This window comes from Brachyspira suanatina (assembly GCF_001049755.1).
In the GTDB taxonomy this organism is placed as follows: domain Bacteria; phylum Spirochaetota; class Brachyspiria; order Brachyspirales; family Brachyspiraceae; genus Brachyspira; species Brachyspira suanatina.
Genome location: NZ_CVLB01000002.1, coordinates 108,572 through 130,014 on the forward strand (window position 1 = coordinate 108,572; position 21,443 = coordinate 130,014).

At 26.8% G+C, this 21,443-nt stretch carries 16 protein-coding genes and 2 pseudogenes; 2 read left to right on the forward strand and 16 right to left on the reverse strand.

Annotated elements, in window-relative coordinates; genetic code table 11:
• Positions 1–26: 26 nt before the first annotated feature.
• The 3 genes and pseudogenes from BRSU_RS10145 to BRSU_RS15095 form a co-directional block, all read right to left on the reverse strand.
• Complete coding sequence (locus tag BRSU_RS10145) at positions 27–623, reverse strand: RES domain-containing protein (RefSeq protein WP_157031482.1); 597 nt, start codon at positions 621–623, stop codon at positions 27–29.
• A gap of 30 nt (positions 624–653) precedes the next feature.
• A complete protein-coding gene (locus BRSU_RS14490; RefSeq protein WP_157031485.1) occupies positions 654–833 on the reverse strand; it encodes a hypothetical protein in 180 nt (59 codons plus the stop codon).
• A 345-nt stretch (positions 834–1,178) separates the two neighbouring features.
• A pseudogene (locus BRSU_RS15095) lies at positions 1,179–2,653 on the reverse strand (Eco57I restriction-modification methylase domain-containing protein); the annotation flags it as partial.
• A gap of 491 nt (positions 2,654–3,144) precedes the next feature.
• On the opposite strand from BRSU_RS15095, the gene BRSU_RS10160 reads away from it, so the two are divergent.
• Entirely contained in the window at positions 3,145–3,399 is a 255-nt protein-coding gene (locus BRSU_RS10160; protein WP_048595259.1) for a DUF4160 domain-containing protein, read from the forward strand.
• A gap of 2 nt (positions 3,400–3,401) precedes the next feature.
• Complete coding sequence (locus BRSU_RS10165; protein WP_048595260.1) at positions 3,402–3,644, forward strand: DUF2442 domain-containing protein; 243 nt, start codon at positions 3,402–3,404, stop codon at positions 3,642–3,644.
• A gap of 1,500 nt (positions 3,645–5,144) precedes the next feature.
• Here the strand turns inward: BRSU_RS10165 and BRSU_RS10170 are convergent.
• The 13 genes and pseudogenes from BRSU_RS10170 to ileS form a co-directional block, all read right to left on the reverse strand.
• Entirely contained in the window at positions 5,145–5,942 is a 798-nt protein-coding gene (locus BRSU_RS10170) for a hypothetical protein (RefSeq protein ID WP_048595261.1), read from the reverse strand.
• Positions 5,924–7,426 carry a DUF2971 domain-containing protein gene (locus BRSU_RS10175; RefSeq protein WP_048595262.1) on the reverse strand — a complete coding sequence of 501 codons (1,503 nt, stop codon included), beginning with the start codon at positions 7,424–7,426 and terminating at the stop codon, positions 5,924–5,926. Before BRSU_RS10175 ends, BRSU_RS10170 begins: the two co-directional genes overlap by 19 nt.
• Positions 7,427–7,432: 6 nt before the next feature.
• Positions 7,433–8,923, reverse strand: a pseudogene (locus BRSU_RS10180) (Eco57I restriction-modification methylase domain-containing protein); the annotation flags it as partial.
• Positions 8,924–9,030: 107 nt separating this feature from the next.
• Positions 9,031–9,207 carry a type II toxin-antitoxin system HicB family antitoxin gene (locus BRSU_RS14355; protein WP_083997898.1) on the reverse strand — a complete coding sequence of 59 codons (177 nt, stop codon included), beginning with the start codon at positions 9,205–9,207 and terminating at the stop codon, positions 9,031–9,033.
• A 1-nt stretch (position 9,208) separates the two neighbouring features.
• Positions 9,209–9,451, reverse strand: a complete 243-nt coding sequence (locus BRSU_RS10185) for a type II toxin-antitoxin system HicA family toxin (RefSeq protein WP_048595263.1) — start codon at positions 9,449–9,451, stop codon at positions 9,209–9,211.
• Between the two features lie 611 nt (positions 9,452–10,062).
• A complete protein-coding gene (locus BRSU_RS10190) occupies positions 10,063–11,052 on the reverse strand; it encodes an LAPAL motif-containing putative phage structural protein (RefSeq protein WP_048595264.1) in 990 nt (329 codons plus the stop codon).
• A 137-nt stretch (positions 11,053–11,189) separates the two neighbouring features.
• Positions 11,190–12,020, reverse strand: a complete 831-nt coding sequence (locus BRSU_RS10195) for an RES family NAD+ phosphorylase (protein WP_083997899.1) — start codon at positions 12,018–12,020, stop codon at positions 11,190–11,192.
• Positions 12,021–12,120: 100 nt separating this feature from the next.
• Positions 12,121–12,396 (reverse strand): hypothetical protein, encoded by a 276-nt coding sequence (locus tag BRSU_RS10200; protein WP_048595265.1) that lies wholly within the window; start codon positions 12,394–12,396, stop codon positions 12,121–12,123.
• 69 nt (positions 12,397–12,465) lie between these two features.
• Positions 12,466–15,324 (reverse strand): Eco57I restriction-modification methylase domain-containing protein, encoded by a 2,859-nt coding sequence (locus BRSU_RS10205; RefSeq protein WP_048595266.1) that lies wholly within the window; start codon positions 15,322–15,324, stop codon positions 12,466–12,468.
• Between the two features lie 518 nt (positions 15,325–15,842).
• The gene (locus BRSU_RS10210; protein WP_047103203.1) at positions 15,843–16,211 is read right to left on the reverse strand and encodes an ASCH domain-containing protein; all 369 of its coding nucleotides are present in this window, start codon (positions 16,209–16,211) and stop codon (positions 15,843–15,845) included.
• Positions 16,189–17,715, reverse strand: coding sequence for a PIN domain-containing protein (locus BRSU_RS10215; protein ID WP_048595267.1), 1,527 nt, complete (start codon positions 17,713–17,715; stop codon positions 16,189–16,191). The genes BRSU_RS10210 and BRSU_RS10215 overlap by 23 nt, the downstream gene beginning before the upstream one ends.
• Positions 17,716–17,806: 91 nt before the next feature.
• Positions 17,807–18,220: a DUF2513 domain-containing protein gene (locus BRSU_RS10220; protein ID WP_048595268.1), complete on the reverse strand. Its 414-nt coding sequence runs from the start codon at positions 18,218–18,220 to the stop codon at positions 17,807–17,809.
• 404 nt (positions 18,221–18,624) lie between these two features.
• The gene (gene ileS, locus BRSU_RS10225; protein WP_048595269.1) at positions 18,625–21,396 is read right to left on the reverse strand and encodes an isoleucine--tRNA ligase; all 2,772 of its coding nucleotides are present in this window, start codon (positions 21,394–21,396) and stop codon (positions 18,625–18,627) included.
• Positions 21,397–21,443 lie beyond the last annotated feature (47 nt).

Here is a 21,443-nt window from a genome sequence, read left to right on the forward strand (position 1 = left end):
TTATAAAAAATTAAACATTTATAAAATTACTCCCCATCAATAATATTTATTTCTTTATCAGACATTAATTCTTTGAAAATATCATTAATCATATTTTGCATATTATTTAAATTAACAAAATCAATATTAATATCGTTTACAAAATATAATTCAGATTTAATAAATTGTATATTAACATTATTTTCATAATTAAATAAAGTTATATTTTTTTTATTTTTATTTAACGAACTATTAAATTGAATTCCATCAAATCCTATATTCTTTAATAATTCTGATATATATTGAGTAGGTATATAGTCAATTTCATTTGATACAGGTAAAGAAAAACCAAAATTTAAAGCTTCAAATTCTTTTATATTTTGATTTAACTCTGAAATATCAAATAATTTAAAATCTTTCAATATTTCTACTGTAGCTACACTTATTCTACTTTTTATAGTTGGGCGTATTTCTTTAATACTAGTTTCTACATCTTCAGAAAGATATAAATAACCTATTTTTTCTGGATTAGCTCTACCTGCTCTAATTATATTTTTATTTTTAGGAGCTAGAGAATTTTCAGCATCATATCCACTATAAGCATTATTATTTAATAAATTAGGTAATAATGGTAATGTATATATTCTACTACGATATAAAGTAGTACCTTTTCCTCAAATAAAAATATTATTTTTATAACTTTCTTTTAAAACATCAATAATCTTATGTTTAGGAAAAAATCTATTATTATTTATTATTTCATTTTTAAAACTATAATAATAATCAGCAATATCAATATGATTATCTATATTTGATAAAATTTTTTTTAAATATATTTTATTAATATCTTCCATTTAATCCCCTTCTATAACCCTAATCTCCTCATCAGTCAAATTGTATAATGAATACACAATCTTATCAATAGCCTTGTCCACCGCCTGAATACGCGTGTTAAGCATCTCAATAGTGTTAGGGTTCTTCTCGGAGGAAAGTTTTTTGTTTAAATCAATGATGTTGTCAACGAGCTTAATTAAATTTTCTTCTGTATTTTTATCAATATCTGGAATAGGAAAANAATAGTTCAATCCATTTTGATAATTAGTATTTCTATCATTAATATCTAAGCCAATATCTTGATAAAAATAATAAAATAAAACTTTATGATAATACTTATTAGCAAGTTTATTMAYWYCTTCCATTTAATCCCCTTCTATAACCCTAATCTCCTCATCAGTCAAATTGTATAATGAATACACAATCTTATCAATAGCCTTGTCCACCGCCTGAATACGCGTGTTAAGCATCTCAATAGTGTTAGGGTTCTTCTCGGAGGAAAGTTTTTTGTTTAAATCAATGATGTTGTCAACGAGCTTAATTAAATTTTCTTCTGTATTTTTATCAATATCTGGAATAGGAAAATCATTTATATATTGAGGTTTAAACCTTGTTGTATTGCCCCTTAATATAGTACCTGTTTTTTTAACATAATAAGTAAATAACTTACTATTAAAAATCCCCATATAAACATTGATGTTGTATATAGCCTTTTCATTAAATACAATACTGTAAATTGTAGTTGTATGATATAAATTTTTATCATCAATTACAGCCTGCATTCTCATATTAATATCAGGAAAAGAAATTTTTTTATGCTCAAATTCATTTAAATTTTGAGGTCTGCTATATTGCCACCATGTATTTTTAAATTTTCCATGTTCTCTGCTTTCTAATACTTTTTTATTTTCTTTTAGATATTCCCAAGCCTTTGGAAAATTATCCATTATTTCTTTAGAAGTATATAATGATAATGAACCATTTGATAATTTATAAGGAAATATAACACATCGAGTTGGTATTAATTCTGTATATCTTTTTAAATCTTTACCTAATAAAAAGTGCTTTATAAATCCTCTCTCTATTTCTATTTCCCTATCTAATGACTTTGAATAAGTTTTTACAATTCCATTATTTTCTTCCACCCTTGTAAAACATAAATATCGTCTGCACTTGTAGCTATACCTTGAAATATTTTTTTTGTTATATCTTTTAAAACTATTTTATAATTTTTTAATTTATCTATTATAGACAAAGTATCATTATCATAAAAATTCCAATTATCTTTTGTTATTATACTAATAGGAAAAGTTTCAAAAGTAGATTCAAACAATTTTTCTTTTATATCTACATTTTCATCAAATCTCAATAATTTAAAATCATTTTGTTCTTCATTAGATAAAAATAATAAACAAGTATATGTAGTAGCATTATTAAATATTTGATTCTCACCAAAATACACAACTTTTTTTAATGCCTTTCTATTAGATATTATTTCTCTTAAATTCTCTCCCATATCTACTTTAAAAAACTTATGAGATAAAATATATCCCATTTCACCTGTAGACTTTAATAACTGAAAAGCTTTTTCAACAAAACATAAATAAATATCTATATTACCACTGTTTGCACTTTTATAAGTTTGTTTTAATGCATCTACAGTTAATGGGCTTGATTCTGCCATTGTCTGAATTTTTACATAAGGAGGGTTTCCAATTACTACATCAAATCCCCCTGCTTTCATTATATCCCTAAACTTAGAATTCCAATCGAAACAGTTAATTTTATATAAAGTGTCATCGTCCAAATCGAGATGGCTCTCGTAAAAATCATTGCCTACTACTATCTGTAGCACCTTCCCGCACGATAACGCTCACCCTTACAGCAAGTACAATGTACGCGACCGAAGGAAGTACTGTAAAGTATGCGGCTAATTACCCAACCATAAAAAATAAAATTAACCAAAAAGCCAACCCAGAAATAATTTTTTTGAAAATTTACCTAACAATCAACACCTTGACCGAGCGAAACAAAAAATAAAAAGATATAAAATTTTAATTTTTTACTTATATAGTACCCACTCGAACCCGCCCTTATAGTTAAACAGAATTTTTTTAAACAATAAGCCCAAAAAACTAACTTTTTTAGAAAAAACTACGAGCTGTAGCACCGCCCCGCAGTATTCGCCATACGGGCTTCCCGCACGGTAATGCTCACACTTACAGCAAGTACAATGTACGTGCGGCTGATTACCCAACATTAAACAAAAATAAATTAATTGTAAAAACATAACCTATATGTTAAAATTAATAATAAAAATAAGGACTAAAAATGCCTGTTATATCAAGATTTTACGGTATCATCATCAAAATGTATTTTCAGCAAAAAGAGAATAACCCTCCGCATTTTCATGCTATATATGGTGAGTATGTTGGAGTAATTGATATCAATGAATTAAAAATGATAGAAGGCGATTTACCTAATAAAGCATGTTCGCTTGTATTGGAATGGGCTAAAAATAATCAAGACGAACTTTTAAATATATGGAATACTCAAAACTTTAAACAATTAGAACCTTTGGAGTAATTATGACTTTCCATAAAATTAAAAATGTTAAAGCTTTGGACAATCTCATTTTAGAAATAATATTTGAAAATGAAGAAATAAAATATTATGATATAAAAAAATTAATCCCTGAACATAAAGAGTTTGAAATTTTGAAAGATAAAACTTTATTTAATCTTGTAAAAGTAGATGTCGGCGGATACGGTATTTCTTGGAACGATGATTTGGATATATCATGCAACACTTTATACTACTCGCCTAGCTAACGCACTACTCGCCGTAGGGGCATTCCGTACGGTAACGCTCACCATTACAGCAAGTACAATGTAAGCGACCGAAGGAAGTACTGTAAAGTATGCGGCTAATTACCCAACCATAAAAAATAAAATTAACCAAAAAGCTAACCCAGAAATATAAAAACGTATCCAGAAATAATTTTTTTTGAAATTTACCTTATTCCCCCACTGACCGAGCGAAACAAAAAATAAAAGGCTATAAAATTTTTAATTTTTACTTATATTATACCCGCCCGCCCACCCTATATAGTTAAACAAACATTTTTAACAAAACAAGCCTACAAATATAATTTTTTTAGAAAAAATTAGAAAAAGATTGTACTTTTTTCAATAAAAATTGTGAGCTTCTGGCAAGTTTACTTGACAGAACCCAAAAGCGAACAATTTTTATTTATAATAAAACAAAAGAAGCAAAAATCATTTACATACTGTAGGATAATCCAAACATTCTGGCAATATACCAAAAACGCTAACGCGAATTTTATTAAATATACAACGCAGGCTAAAGCCTTTTACTATGAACTACTCGCCTAGCTTACGCACTACTAGCCGTAGGGGCTTCCCGCACGGCAACGCTCACCATTACAGCAAGTACAATGTACGTGCGGCTTATTACCCAACATCAAACAAAAACAAACTAACTAAAAAGCCAACCCAGAAATATAAAATCGAACCCGCAAACAGAAACTAACCCAGAAATATAAAACTAACCCACAAACTAAAACTAACTCAGAAATAATTTTTTTGAAATTTACCTAACAATCCCCCCTGACCGAGCGTAGCGAGGAAATACCCGGACGAAGTCCACCGGAGGTGAGGGTACGCCCTTATTATTAAACAAACATTTTTAACAAAACAAGCCTACAAATATAATTTTTTTAGAAAAAATTAGAAAAAATATTGTACTTTTTTCATAGGAAAAAAGTACCAAAAAACTACTTCTTTTGTGGCACAGGCGAAGCCCGCCTACGGCGAGAAGCAAAAAGCATTTACATCATGTAGGATAATCCAATTTTTCTGGCAATATCCCAAAAAGCTAACGCGAATTTTTATTAAATATACAACGCAGGCTAAAGCCTTTTACTCTGAAATAATAATCTACTTAAATATACGGCTAATTACCCAACATAAAACAAACTAACTAAAGAGCTAACCAAGAAATATAAAAACTAACCCACAAACTAAAACTAATCCAGAAATAATTTTTTTTGAAATTTACCTTATTACCCACCCAAACTCGCCCTTATAGTTAAACAAACATTTTTAACAAAATAAGCCCGAAAATATAAATTTTTTTCAAGAACTACTAAAAAAGTTGACTTTCCCAACCCCAACAAGCTAGCCATCTGAACCACTCGCCTAGCTAACGCACTACCTACGGTCGGGGGCATTCCGCACCGTATATCTTAATATTAAGGCTAGTAAAATGTAGGTGCGGTTTATTATGCAATATTAAACAAAAATAAAAAACTATATATTGTCTAACAATAATATAAATTTGTTAAGGTCAAGTATTCGTGTATTATTAGAAGTATGAAAAAAACGAATATTATATCCATTATCTTTAACATAGCATAAATTAGATTTTAATGACAAGTTTTCATCATTAGTAACAAAATAATCACTAGACATTGAAAAACAGGAATGCATACCATCTATAAACATATTTCTATATTTTAATTTAGAATTTTTTTCAGATAATTTATCTTCTACAATATCGATAAACAAATACATAGAAAGATATTTTTGAAATATATTAAAGTTTTTATTTTTATAAAAATTCTCTATTATTGTACTCATATATAATTGTTTTATATCATCATTATTTTTTAAAATGAACTTAATATTTTTTCTATCTTCGTTATATAGTTTTTTGTTTTCAATATATTTATTATGTTGTATTATAAAAGGATTTGACACAGAATCAATATAACCTAAATCCATCTGCTTAAACATATCATCAAAATTTTCTGCTTTTTTATACTTATCAGTTATTTTTATATTATGATCAATACAAAATCTTTCTTCTTGTTCAAAATAATATAAATAATTACTATCAACTATTTGACTCATAAATTCAAAATCTTCTTCTTTTTTATTTGTTTTATCATTTTGCAAATCAAAAATGTGAGCCATAGAATATACATACAAAAATTTATTTTTTGAATTAATTATTTTATTAAAATTATTTGTATTACCAGATTTATATTCATTTTTTAATATACTAAATATATTTTTATCAAAATAAACTATTTTTTTATTTTCCATTTATCACCCTTAATAATATTAATCTCTTTAGGTATCAGATTAAACAAATTATTTTTATCAGACTCCATTTTATAAAATTTAACATTATCATCTTTAACTAAACTTTTTATCAATTTAATATCATCATTGCTTGAATTCATTCCAAAATAAATAGCCTTAATTGGTAAATAAATATATTCCTCTTTAGTATCAGCAATAATCCTATATTCATTTTCATACTGCCAATTTTTATGTTTTATATAAAATAATGATATAAATTTATTTTCATATTCAATATCTTTATTGTTTAATATATAAGGATATACCTTATTAGTAATTATTTTATTAGTGTAAATAACTTTTTTTAAAATCAATTTATTAATTTTACTATTCAGTTTTTTTAAATAACTTATATCATATTCTATACATATACCTTTATGTTCATCAGCATAATGACTCCACATAAGAAAATTATCATATTCTACAGCTAAAGAACATATTTTTATTCTATCTATATTTTTTATATTTTTAAAATCATATATATTTAATTTAATTGGTGGATCAATGGGGTCATTAAAATAATTATAATTACTTAATCTCAAATTTTTTAATTTATCATTATTATTAGATATTAATTTTAATGTACTAATATTTATACATCTATATTTATATAATATATTATTTTCCAATATATCAGATTTTATACTAAAATCTTTTTTTATTATTGTTTGAAATATTTTATAAAAATATCGTTTCATATTAATATTTTTTGATAATATTAAATATAAAAAATAGAAAGTTTCTAATGTCCTATTATTATCACAATTTATACTCTTATTAAAATATTCATAAGCTAACTCTAAATGATTAACAAATCCTTCAAATAAGGCTCTACTATTATAATGTACTGATTGTAAACCATAATGTGACTCCCTTAAATTCATAAATCTTATAATATCATTTAAAGCCTCATCGTATTCTCCCAATTCAAAAAAACTAATAGCTCTATTATAATAAGAATTATAATTATCATATTCTATTGATTTATTATAATAATATATAGATTTCCTATATAACTTTTTTCTATGATATAAAAAACCAATATAATTATATAGAGTCCCTTTACCTACAATATGTTTTAGAAAATTATTAGTATGCAATGATATAGCTTTTTCCAAATCTTTTAATGGCTGTTTAACTTTATTTTTATACAAAAGAATATGCCCTCTATAATATAAAGAAAAAACATATTTATCATTTAATTTGATAGAATCATTAATATAACGAATCGCTTTTTTCTCATTATCTAATAAATAGTAAAAAACGCCTATATAACATTTTACTAAATATTTACAGTCATTATCACATTTTTTTTCTTCATCAAGAAAATAGTTCAATCCATTTTGATAATTAGTATTTCTATCATTAATATCTAAGCCAATATCTTGATAAAAATAATAAAATAAAAATTTATGATAATACTTATTAGCAAGTTTATCACTCATAATATTTTATCCCTCAATAATCCTAACTTCATCATCAGTTAAATTGTATAACGAATACACAATCTTATCAATAGCCTTGTCCACCGCCTGAATACGCGTGTTAAGCATTTCAATAGTGTTAGGGTTCTTCTCGGAGGAAAGTTTTTTGTTTAAATCAATGATGTTGTCAACGAGCTTAATTAAATTTTCTTCTGTATTTTTATCAATATCTGGAATAGGAAAATCATTTATATATTGAGGTTTAAACCTTGTTGTATTACCCCTTAATATAGTACCTGTTTTTTTAACATAATAAGTAAATAACTTACTATTAAAAATCCCCATATAAACATTAATGTTATATATAGCTTTTTCATTAAATACAATACTGTAAATTGTAGTTGTATGATATAAATTTTTATCATCAATTACAGCCTGCATTCTCATATTAATATCAGGAAAAGAAATTTTTTTATATTCAAATTCATTAAGATTTTTAGGATATATATATGCATAAAATTTTTCATTTTTCATTTTACCATTTTCTCTATTTTCCAATGATTTTTTATTCTCTTTTAAATATTCCCAAGCTTTTGGAAACTGCTCTTTTATTTCTTTTTGTGAATATAATACTGCTGAACCAGATACTAATTTATATGGAAATATAACCCATTTAGTATTTGTAGGTATACAATATCTTTTAATATCTTTACCAAATAAAAATGGTTTTATAAATTCTCTTTCTATCTCAATTTCTTTATCTAATGACTTTGAATAAGTTTTTACAATTCCGTTAACTTCTTCTCCTCCATGTAAAACATAAACAATATCAGAACTAGTTTGAAGTCCAACAAAAATTTTACGAGATATATCTTTTAATACTGTTTTATAATTTTTTAATTTTTCAATTATGGATAAAGTATTATTACTATAAAAATTCCAATTATCTTTTGTTATTATACTAATAGGAAAAGTCTCAAAAGTAGCTTCAAATAACTTTTCTTTTATATCTACATTTTCATCAAATCTTAATAATTTAAAATTATCTTGTTCTTCATTAGATAAAAATAACAAACAGGTATATGTAGTAGCATTATTAAATATTTGATTCTCCCCAAAATACACAACTTTTTTTAATGCTTTTCTATTAGATATTATTTCTCTTAAATTCTCTCCCATATCTACTTTAAAAAACTTATGAGGTAAAATATATCCCATTTCACCTGTAGACTTTAATAATTGGAGAGCTTTTTCAACAAAACATAAATAAATATCTATATTACCGCTGCTTGCACTTTTATAATTTTGTTTCAATGTTTCAACAGATAACGGACTTGATTCCATCATAGTTTGAATTTTTACATAAGGAGGGTTTCCAATTACCACATCAAATCCCCTTGCTTTCATTATATCCCTAAACTTAGAATTCCAATCGAAACAGTTAATTTTATATAAAGTGTCATCGTCCAAATCGAGATGGCTCTCGTAAAAATCATTGCCTATTAAACTATTACCGCAGTATTCGTCATACGGGCTTCCCGCACGGTATCGCCTCCCCTTATCAAACGCCAACTATACGTGCGGCTAATTACCCAACATCAAACAAAAACTAAAACAATAAAATTTCATGATCTTTTTAATGGTATATTTTTTTCTTCAAAATAAAGTGATATGGCATTTTTTATTTCTTTCAAGGCTTCTTCTTCTGTTGCTCCAAAAGCACTTATATTATCTAATTCTTCTGATAAAGCTATATAGCCATCATCTTCTTCACTATAAAAAATTTTAATGCTATATTTCATATCATTCCTCCAAATTATATTTATTAACTAGATATAAAAATTGTTTAACTTGATAAGGTTTTACCTCTCCATTAACATTTTGAATATTAATTAACTCAGAAATACCAATTCTTGAATATATTCTATGACTTCCTCTTTGTCTTTTACACACAAAACCAAAAGATTCTATAATATTACAAAAATAAGAATATTTAATATTTTTATTATTATTTGTAAGTTTATTAATAATTTCTTTTTTATCCATAATTTAATTATAAAATTATTTAATATAAAATCAACTGTTTTCCTTGTTTCCGCCTACTCGCCTAGCTAACGCACTACTCGCCGTAGGGGCTTTCCGCACGGTACTGCAACCCCCTTACAGACAGTCAACTGTACGCGACCGAAGGAAGTACCCGAAGGGTATGCGGTTTATTATCCAACATAAAACAACTACGATCCGTAGCACCTTCCCGCACGGCAACGCTCACCCTTACAGCAAGTACAATGTAAGTGCGGCTGATTACCCAACATCAAACAAAAACAAACTAACTAAAAAGCCAACCCAGAAATATAAAATCGAACCCACAAACAGAAACTAACCCAGAAATAATTTTTTGAAAATTTACCTTATAACCCACCCAAACCCGCCCTTTAAAGTTAAACAGAATGTTTTTAAACAATAAGCCCGAAAATCTAATTTTTTTAAAAGACTACTAAAAAAAGTTGACTTTCCCCACCCCAACAAGATAGCCATTTGAACCACTCGCCTAGCTAATGCACTCCCTACGGTCGGGGGCTTCCCGCACTGTATATCTTAATATTAAGGCTAGTACAATATATGTGCGGTTTATTATCCAATATTAAACAAAAAAATTAATCTGCAAATGGTATATATGGTGTTTCTACAGCTTTTATATGTTCCAACACTTCTTCTACAAAATATTCTGTAACTCGTTTATCATTTTTATAAAATTCTTCTATCCTTAAAATAACTCTTAATTCATCATCTTTAGAAAAATATTCTTTATTATATTTAACATTATTTAGAAATTTTTTATCTTCTATTATGACAGATATCTTTGGCATATCAACATTATAAAGTGTCCATTTATTATTTTCATTAAAAGAAAGTTTATCTATACATAAAACTACTTCTTTTCTATATTTACTATTTTTGCTATTTAATATAATATCAGGAGCTTTATAAAAATCTATATTAGATTTATCTGCAACATCTTGAATTTCACCATTACTATATTCTATTTTTAATTCATCTATTTTATTATTTCCTTTTATAGGAGATGTTATTTTTTCAACATTTTTCCTAACCGCACCATTATAACATAATTTTACCATCTTTTGAGATTTAGTTTTAGTTGTGATGGTATTTCCATCTTTAATTTCTGTAGTATCTGTATTTTCTACATATTCATATTTTATATAGCTATCATCTATATTTTTAACATATATAGCTCCATCTTCTTCTATTTCTATAGATGAATCATTATTTTCTGAAATCTTTCCTTTAGTTATTTTAATAAAATTAAGTATATTTCTTAATATATTAATAATCTCTATTGCTGTTAAAGTAGCTGTAGTAGGGCTACTATTCAATAATAGTTCTATATTTTTTAAAACTTCAACAATAAATTCTATCCCAAAACTACCTTTTTCAAAATTAGCTTTAACTTTTAATTTAATTGTTGTAAAATCAAAATTGAGTTCACTATTAACTTCTAAAAATAAATCATTTAAACTTTCTATAATTAAAGCTAACTCCATTGCATCCATTTCATGATTTTTTAAATCCTCACCATCATATATAAATTTTAAAGAACTAGTAGTAATATCAATATTTTCCATTATTCCTCCAATAATATATATTTGTAATTTAATAATTATTATATAGAATAAATCGACAGAATTAAATAAAAATTTATCTTTAAATTATCGGTATTTTTGTCAATATAATTTAATAAAAAATAATAATATTAATAAAACTATTTTTTATTAATATCATTATACAAATCTAACAATTTATAAAATGAATCATCAGGTAAAGATCCTACAATTTGCATAATATCACTAGAATATTTTATATCAATATCAGATATAAAATATAATTTAGATTTTATAAACTTACAAGTATCTTGATGATTAAATAAAGTAATATTTATACCTCCTTTATTTAAAGAACTTTCAAATTTAATACCATCAAATCCAAGATTTTTTAATAATTCTGCAATATATTGAGTTGGTATATAATCTATATCATTTCCATAATTTATATTAGAAAAACATTTATTTAAAGAAATAAATTCTGTTTTAATATTTTCAATATTCTCAAATGTAAATTTTGTAATATCAAATAACGTTAAATCACATAAAGTTTTTATTTCAGCTACACTTACAAAATTACGCACCATGGGTCTAACTTCTTTTATACTTGTATTTATATCTTCGGATGTGTATAAATAACTAATTTTTTCAGGATTTGCTCTTCCTGCTTTTGCTATTTCTGGACTTGGTGCCATAGAATTTTTTTCATCATAACCAGTTATTTCTTTTTCATCATTAATTTTTTGTTCGTCTATATCTCCATCAAATATCCTACTACGATATAAGTAACTATCTTTTTTTAATATATATTTATGATTTAATCCCTCTTTTTGTACAGTATCTATTATTTTATGTTTTGGAAAAAATCTGTTATTAGAAATAATTTCTTTTTTGAAATCTTCAACATCAATGATTATTTTATATTTAAAATATAACAAAACAATTGCTACAGCCCATACTGGATTAATATCTTTGTTATTATCTTCTTCCATTTTTTTATTTAATCTCCTTCTATAATCTTTCTTTCTTCCTCTGATATATTATAAATGGAATAAACAGTTTTATCAATAAAAGAATTAATATATAAATAATTTACTGATTAAGTCTAAGTAAATCTATTCGTTCTACATTCATAGGTGATTGATTATAAATATAATTGCATTCTTTACACAAAGGTACTATATATACCATATCATGAGAATAATTAGGATAAACATGAGCTCCAACCTCAGCATCGTTATTACATGCTAAATTAGAGCACTTTTGAAATTTTCTTCCTTTTTTATCTTCCCAATATTCTTTCCAAGTATTATAACCACTTGGTGGATTTTCATTTGAAGTTCCTATTTTATTATATACTGTAATCATCATAACTCCTTTGTAATTTATATAAATTATAATAATGTAATAATTTTATTTAAACCTCTTATAGTTCCTTTATTCCCCTTCTATAATTCTCACTTCCTCATCGATAAAATTATACAACTTGTACACCAACGCATCAATCTGCTTGTCAACAGCATTGATTTGCCTGTTAATCATAGTAACAGCATTAGGATTTTTTTCAACAGCTAACTTCTTGTTTAACGCAATGATACTGTCAACTAAAGTAACCATTTTGTCATGCATTTCCTTGTCTTGTGTATTGGACATATCTAACAATGGTACAGGTAAATTATATAATTCATTAGTTAATATATGATTATTTGAACTTGTTAACTTATATCTCCAATTTAATAATTTAGAATTTAGTAATCCTAAAAAATATTTAATATCATAATCGCTATTATTGACAACATAACCACATGTATTTGCAACATAACTATTATTTTCTAATAATTGAAAATTTAATCTTCTATCTTTTTGAGTGTTAACTACTTGTTGATATACAAGCCTTACATTATTTCTATCATTAAGTTTTTTAGAAGAAGAAATACTTTTTACAATTTTATCATCTATAAAACTATCCTTTTTTGACTCCAAAAATAAATATCTTTGTACTGCATCACCTCTAATTAAATTAAAAATATTTTCTGATTCCTTACTACTTCTTATAGCATCTGAAAATTTAGTTAAATGAATTTCCCCTTCTATAAAAGATACAAAATTATCTTTCTTAAAATTATCTAATTTACATAATTTAGATAATAAAGAAATTTCACCACTACTATTTATTAAAGGTATTTTTTCTAAATAAATAACTATATCTTTAGGTATTAAAACAGAATACCTACTTTTTAAATCATCAGAATTCATCAAACCTTTAGATAACATAATTTCTTTTTTATTATTTGATAATATATATATACTAACATCTTGAGTAACATTTTTAAAAACTTTTGCTTTTTCTGGAAAATGTTTTATGTTTAAATAAGAAAAAGTATCTAGTATATAATTTCTTAAATTTATATTAGATTTATCTGTTAAAATACCTGTTGGCATAATTACACCAATTAATCCATTTGTATTAATTAGCTTTGTCATTTTTTCAGTAAATACTTTATATAAATTTATTTCTCCTTGTATAGTGTTATATTTAATTTTTATATAATTATTAGTCTGTTTTAAAGTATTATAATCTTCTTTATTTTCTTTTCCTAATGTTATTTCATACGGCGGATTGCCTATCACCACATCGAAACCGCCACCTTTAAAAATATTTTTAAATTCGTCCTCCCAATCAAAACAATTTATTTTATATTGCGTCTCCTCGTCAAAATCAAGCACCGACTGGCTCTCGTAAAAATCATTGCCTATTAAACTATTACCGCATTTGATATTGTCCTCCAATGACGGTAAAGCTCGCTCATTAAATAAATCCTGATTGTTCTGTATTGACGCTGGACTCTCCCCCTCCAAACATTTCATAAGTAATGATAATTTCGTTACCTCTACCGCATTGCTGTCTATGTCAACTCCAAATATATTGTTGCGTAATATCTGCTTCTTTATCCAAATTGTTAAATCCCCATTCTCTTTTATTACATCTTCTTTTGAACCCTTAAACTTCGCCCTGTCCTTTATCTTGTTGTAATATTCAATATGATAATTAAGTAAATATTTATACGCCCCAAGTAAAAAACTTCCGCTGCCGCAAGCCGGATCCAATATTTTTATATTCGCTATCTCCTCAGGCTTCTTCCCCTTTATAGCCTCCCCAACCGTATTCGCTACTATATAATCAACTATATACTCAGGTGTATAATAAACCCCTCCTGCCTTACGCACCTCTGGTTTTAATTCTATCTTCGCACTATGATTCTTCCCTATAGTGATAGTCTTACCCAAAAACTGCTCATAAGCATTCCCTATTATCTCAACCGATATCACAGAAAACTCATAAGGACTCAAAGGATAATAAAGCTCATTAATAATCTCTTTTATTACTTTATTATCAATCTCAATACTGCTGCTAATACTGTCTTTAGAAAAATCAAACAGCCCCGAATTATACCTGCCGTCAGCCTTCTCAAAAATTTTTAAAAGATTACCATAAAAACTCTCGCCCTTATTCTCGCAAGTCCTTTTTAAATCCCCATACTCCTCAATGCCTCTGTCTTCAGCCGCCCTCAAAAATATAATCCTGTCAATAATCTGCTGAACTGCATAATTCAAATCACGTACAGATAAATTTTTATTAAGCTTCGCAATATTAGATGCAAGCTTAGTCCTTAAATTATCAAGTGAATTAAGAAAATCTATATCAACACTTTCAGTACCTTTTTTGTTTGAAGTACCTGCAATATATTTTTCAAGCGAACCCTGTTCAATCCTCTCTTTATTAAGTATCTCATAAAGAAAATCAAATCTATTAAGATAATCTTCAAAATGAATATACTCAATCCTAGCAGTAGAAGCCTTATCATTAATATTTGGCTTTCTAGTGCAGTCATAAACGGCAAGCTCTTCAAAATCAGTGAGGAAACTTATACCGAGCTTAGCACTCCAGCCATACCTCCTAAGCTGAAAAGCAGGCAAACTGTCCTCTTTAAGATTAACACCCGGCTTTTTCGCCTCCACAAAGAAAACCCTATTCCCCCCAATACGAAATGCATAATCAGGAGCTTTAGTTTCCTTCCCCACTTTCACCTTATCCTCATGAATTACATCACGATAAGTTTGTGATTTACCCGCCCTGTTAGCTACATCCCAACCAAATGCCTCAAAGAACGGATCCAAAAAATCCCTTCTAGTCTCCGTTTCATTATAATTTTTATTTGTATACTGATCCTTGTTATTCCTAAACTTAATAACTAACTCTTCAACTTTTTTATAAACTTCTTCTTTACTATACATAATGTCCCCCATTACTTTTAATAATTTTATTTTTGTAACATTCAAATATAAAAAATAAACTTTAAACGCAATACTCTCATTAAACTATAAAATAAATATACACTTTTATATAGTATACAAAATTTTACTTAAATATTCAATGAAAGATACCATTTTTTATAGTACAACCTTTAAGAAATATAATTGATAGAAAACTGATTGACTATTGACTGTTGACTGTTGACTGTTGACTGTTGACTGTTGACTGTTGACTTTCATAATATAAAATACCCCAATTATAACTTTATACTACAATACACCCAAACCGCACATTTTGCAACTAAATATAAGTAGAAAAAACAACCCAAACATCAAACAACTACGAGCTGTAGCACCACCCCGCACGGTAACGCTTTACCTTATCAAATGTCCACTATATGTGCGGCTGAATATCCAACCATAAACAATAAAATTAACTAAAAAGCTAACCCAGAAATAATTTTTTGAAAATTTATTTAGTACATTAATAAATTCATTAATCATAGATATACAAAAGATTGAGGAGCATAAAAAATATTAAAATCTTCTAATTTTTTAGGTTTACGATATTTTTTTATTTTACCTATTTTTATAGCATATGCTATTTCTTTATTTTCAAGATATTTATAAAAAAAATCTACAGAAACACCAGACTCATATTTTATTATGTTCCATACATTATCTAAATCATCAGATATTATATCTTCTATTTCAAATTCACCTACTACTTTAGAAATAGGAGATGAAGAATATATTATAATTTTTTTTATATTCTTCCTTTTAAAAATAGATTTTCTAATTTCATATTTTTTACTACCATTGAATATTTTTTCAACATATTCAGGTTTAATAGACAATAAAACTTTCATTTACTTTACACTCTCTTAATATTAATAAGAATTGTTCTTTTGTTATTTTTGTTAGACCTCTAATTCCATTATCAGCATCACTTATAATTCCTAGCTGCAGTAATCTACCTCTATTCATTCTATTACCAATTTTAAATGAATATACATATAAAAAATTAATTAAAAATGGTTTAGTACCTTTACCATTCCAAAAATTAGATAATTCTTTATCTGTAAAAATACTTCTTTTCCTAGAATTTATTATAAATTCTTTTTCATTTTTTATCTTATCAATTTTTTCTTCAACTATTCCTATAGTAGTTATCACAGATGAATATTTTGCTGGTTTACCCTCTTCTTTAGTTCTATAAAATATTATAATATCTCCCTTTTTTATATTTTTATTTAATGAACGAGATACATAAACTTTACTTATTGCATTCCTATGTGGTAAATTATCTTTAAAATCTTTTGCAGATTCTGTTTTTAAATAAGAATCAGGTAATAAATCTGTATGATAATCTGGATATATTGGTACTAAAAAGATATTTGTATTTATTGAAAAAAATGGATAAGTATGTTTTGGTTCTTCTATATTAAACATTTTTGAAAAATCCCTGACATAAACTAATTCTCCATTCTCCCCTTTTTTTCCCCATTTAATAAAACCATATTCTTCAAATAAATTAATTAGTCTATTTTGTCCTTCTCTTTTATCAAAAATTGTAACATATATTTCATCAACTTTATTAGCTATTGCATTATCAAATATTATTTTTATAAATCTCTCACCTAATTTGACTCCGTTATATTCTACTTTAAAAGTACCTATTTTTAGTCTTTTTTTAGGAGAAAATGCAGGAATTATATCAGTATAGTTTTCATCTTTATCTTCAACTTTTAAATATAAAAAAGATAATAATTTTTTATCTTTGTAAGTAACATAAGCTATTTCATTAGATTTTTTATTAAACCATTTATCAAACTCGACATAATCTTCTTTTAAAGAATCAAAGAATTTATCTTCTAAATCTATATTTCCAAAATATTCTTTTTCTACAGATAAAACTTTATAATCAATGAGTTCAGGATTTTCTGAAATAACTTTTTCTAGAAAAGAGTCTATTGTAAATACTTTATTATCTATATTTACTAATTTAGCTTTTTGATGTATTTTTTTATCTTCTGTAATAAATATATCAACTCTATCATTTAAAAGTTCATTTAATAATAAAGTATCATTTTTATCATTTTCTGTTTTATCAAATTTTTCATATATCTCAAGTAGTTTTTTATTTAATGGAGCTTGAGTCATAAGTACTGTATAATTTTTGGATTTTATATTCATAACATTTACAGTATCAGAATTTGAGTTTTTATTTAATTCTTCAAGATTAATTTTATGTATACATTTTTCATATTTAGTCCTTTCTAGCCATTTAAATAGACTACCTATTTCTCTATTGATTATTTTATTACTACTTTCTCTATGAATAATAATATTTGTATCTAAAAGTGCTTTCATAAAAATAAATCCAAAAATTAATTTTATACATTATATAATAAAAAATAAAATAAAAAACTTATTATAGTTCTTTTTTACTCCACAATAATTTTTATTTTAACTGTTCAACCAATAATTGAGTAACTAAAGAAATAGCACTATTAATTGCTAAATCCTTTATTTTAGTAAAAATTTTCTTTTGTTTCAGCCCACTTAAAAATTCACTTCCTTTTAAAGTTAGTTCATAAGAAGTACAATCAACTCTTACAAAAGGACTCTCAATATTTGGAGCAAAAGAATATTGATACTCTTTATTAATATTTTCTATACACTCTGCTTTTAATAATTCTTTCATATGATATACTAATGTAACATATTTCAAATAATCTTCATCTGTTTCTAATGCCCTTCTACTTGGTATTTTCACATCTAATTTGTTAAGTAATTCTTTACCGTCTATTTTAGGTAATGGGTAATCCTCTATTACAGTTAAAATATTTTTAATTAATTGATAATCTATTTTCATAAAACTATTCTCCTTCTATAATTCTCACTTCATCATCGCTCAAATTATAAATTTATATATAAAATTATCAACCCGCTATATATACCCTTAAATCTAAACAAGGGCTAACAGCCCGAGCCATAAACTTAATAAAAATTTTTTTGCTTCTTTTGACGAAGTCCGCCTGTGGCGTAACAAAAAAGAAGTATAACTCAATACCAGAAATAAAGAGTTATACCTCAAGATTGTAAATGTTTTTTGTTTCTTTTTTACAAAAAAGAAATGCCATTTTTTTGGTTCTTTTTTTGGGCAAGCAAAAAAAGAACATGGGAAAAGTTTGCTTTCTTTTACAAAGAAGTTCTAATAAAAAAGGATAGCCAGCAAACACCAGCTACCCTTTTATAATATCTAAATATTAATTATTTTTATCTCACTGCCTCAGCACATCTAGTACATAGCTCTTTATGCTCGCTGTCTGTTCCTACACTGTCATAATGTCCCCAACAGCGTACACATTTTTCATGACTAGCCTTCTCTGTCTTAACAAAAGAAACGCCGCCCTCTATAAATGTATCGTCCTTGCTGTCAGAAAGTGTTACTTTACTTACAATGAATATCTCGTTTAAATATTTTTCATATTTAGTAAGTAATTCTTTAGTTGCTGGTTCTTTAGTGCATATTGTTACATAAGCCTCTAAAGATTTACCTATTGTGCTATTATCTCTAGCTCTTTCAAGTGATAATAATACATCATCGCGTACTTTAAGAATTGAAGCCCATTCTTTTTCTAACTCTAAATCAATTAAATTGTCATCAGCTTTAGGATATAACTCTAAATGTACAGAAGAAGCATTTTCTCCTTTGTAGTATCCCCAAACCTCATCAGTTGTGAAAGGAAGTACTGGAGCTATTATTTTTACTAATACATCTAATATTTCAACAAGTACAGTTTGAGCACTTCTTCTTGAAACAGAATCTTTTCTATCACAGTATAATCTGTCTTTGATAATGTCAAAGTAAGTAGCAGAAAGCTCAACAACACAGTAATTTATAAGTCTTTGATAGAATAAATGGAACTCATAACCATCGCAAGCCTTCTCAGCAACTTTTATAAAACTATGAAGTCTTGATAAAGCATATCTGTCTACAGGAAGTAAATCTTTAACTTCAATCTTTTCTTTAGTGAAATCAAAATCAGAAATATTGCCAAGTAAATATCTGAAAGTGTTTCTTATTTTTCTGTAATTGTCAGCAATAGCCTTCATCATGTTATCACCAACACGTGCATTGTGAGTGAAGTCTTCGCTTATACACCAAAGTCTTAATATATCGGCACCGTATTTGTCAATAACTTCTAAAGGTGAAACAACATTTCCCGCACTCTTATGCATAGCTCTGCCTTGTTCGTCTAAAGTCCAACCATGAGTTACAAGCTCTTTGTATGGAGGTATTCCTCTTATAGCCATAGAAGGCCAAATTGCAGCTTGGAACCAACCTCTGTATTGGTCGCCTCCCTCTAAATATATATCAACAGGGAAAACTCCGTCTAAATCTTTATTAGTTTTCTGTGCAGCAAAAGATGATACACCAGAATCGAACCAAACGTCCAAAATATCTTGTTCTTTATCAAAATCAGTGCTTCCGCATTCACATTTAGTGCCTTCAGGAAGTAAATCTTTAGCCTCTAATTCAAACCAAACATCCATTCCTTTAGTTTTTACTATTTCAGCAAAATGTCTTGTAGATTCAGCAGTTAATAAAGTTTTTCCGCAGTTCTTACAATAGAATGCAGGTATAGGAACTCCCCAAGAACGCTGTCTTGATAAACACCAGTCAGGACGATTTTCAAGCATTTTCTGCATTCTTTCATGTCCCCAAGTTGGATACCATTTAATATTATCTAAAGCTTTAACTGTTCTTTTATCTATATCATCATGTGTCATATCCATAAACCACTGAGAAGTAGCTCTGAATATCAATGGATTTTTACATCTCCAACAAATAGGATAACTGTGAGTAACTTTTTCTTTATGGTATAATGAACCGTTATTTTCAAGTATCTCTACTACTTTAGGATTTGCATCTCTTACTTTCATTCCATGCATTTCTGGGAAATCGCTTGTATATCTTCCAGCTTTATCTACTGGACAATATATTTCAAGTCCGTAATTCATACCAGTTTGATAGTCTTCCATACCATGACCAGGTGCAGTATGAACTATACCAGTACCTGAAGTAGCCTCAACATAATCAGCAAATACAACAGCAGATTTTCTATCTTTTATGAATGGGTGTGCTATTTCAAGTTTTTCAATCTCTTCCATAGATACCGGAATCATATCTCTGCCTTCTGCTTTCATGTCTTTTTTAGATAGAACAGTATCAACTAAAGAAGTTGTCATTATTGCATATCTTCCGTCTATTTCAACAGCAACATATTCTAAGTCTCTATTGAAAGCACAAGCCATATTTGAAGGCAATGTCCAAGGAGTAGTAGTCCATATCATAACATCAACATTACCGTCTAATTTATCATTGATTTTATTTAATACTGGGAATCTTACATAAACGCTTGTAGAAGTATGATTATCATCATATTCTATTTCAGCTGCAGCTAAAGCAGTTTCACAATCCATACACCAGTGAATAGTTCTTAAACCTTTATATATGTATCCCTTCTCTACTAATTGTGCAAATACTTCAACTATTTCAGATTCATATTCAGGCGACATAGTAAGATAAGGATTTTCCCAATCTCCCATTACACCAAGTCTTTTAAACTCTTTTCTTTGAATATCAATATATTTCTGAGCATAAGCACGGCATTTTTTTCTCATTATAAATTTAGAAGTTTCTTTATATTTATCTCCTAAACTCTCCTGTACCTTTAATTCTATAGGCATACCATGACAATCCCAACCAGGAACATAAGGAGAATCAAAACCTTTAGCTGATTTATATCTTACAATAATATCTTTAATAATTTTATTCAATGATGTTCCAATATGAATGTCTCCATTCGCATAAGGCGGTCCATCATGTAAAATACATTTAGGAGCACCTTTTCTTAATTCTCTAAGTTGTTGATAAAGTTTTTCATCTTCCCATTTTTTTATTATTTTGGGTTCTTTTTCCTTTAAACCTGCTTTCATAGGAAAAGCAGTTTTAGGCAAATTAATAGTAGAACTATAATCCATCTTATTTTTTGCTCCATTGATTAAATTTTTCTTTAATAAAATTTTAC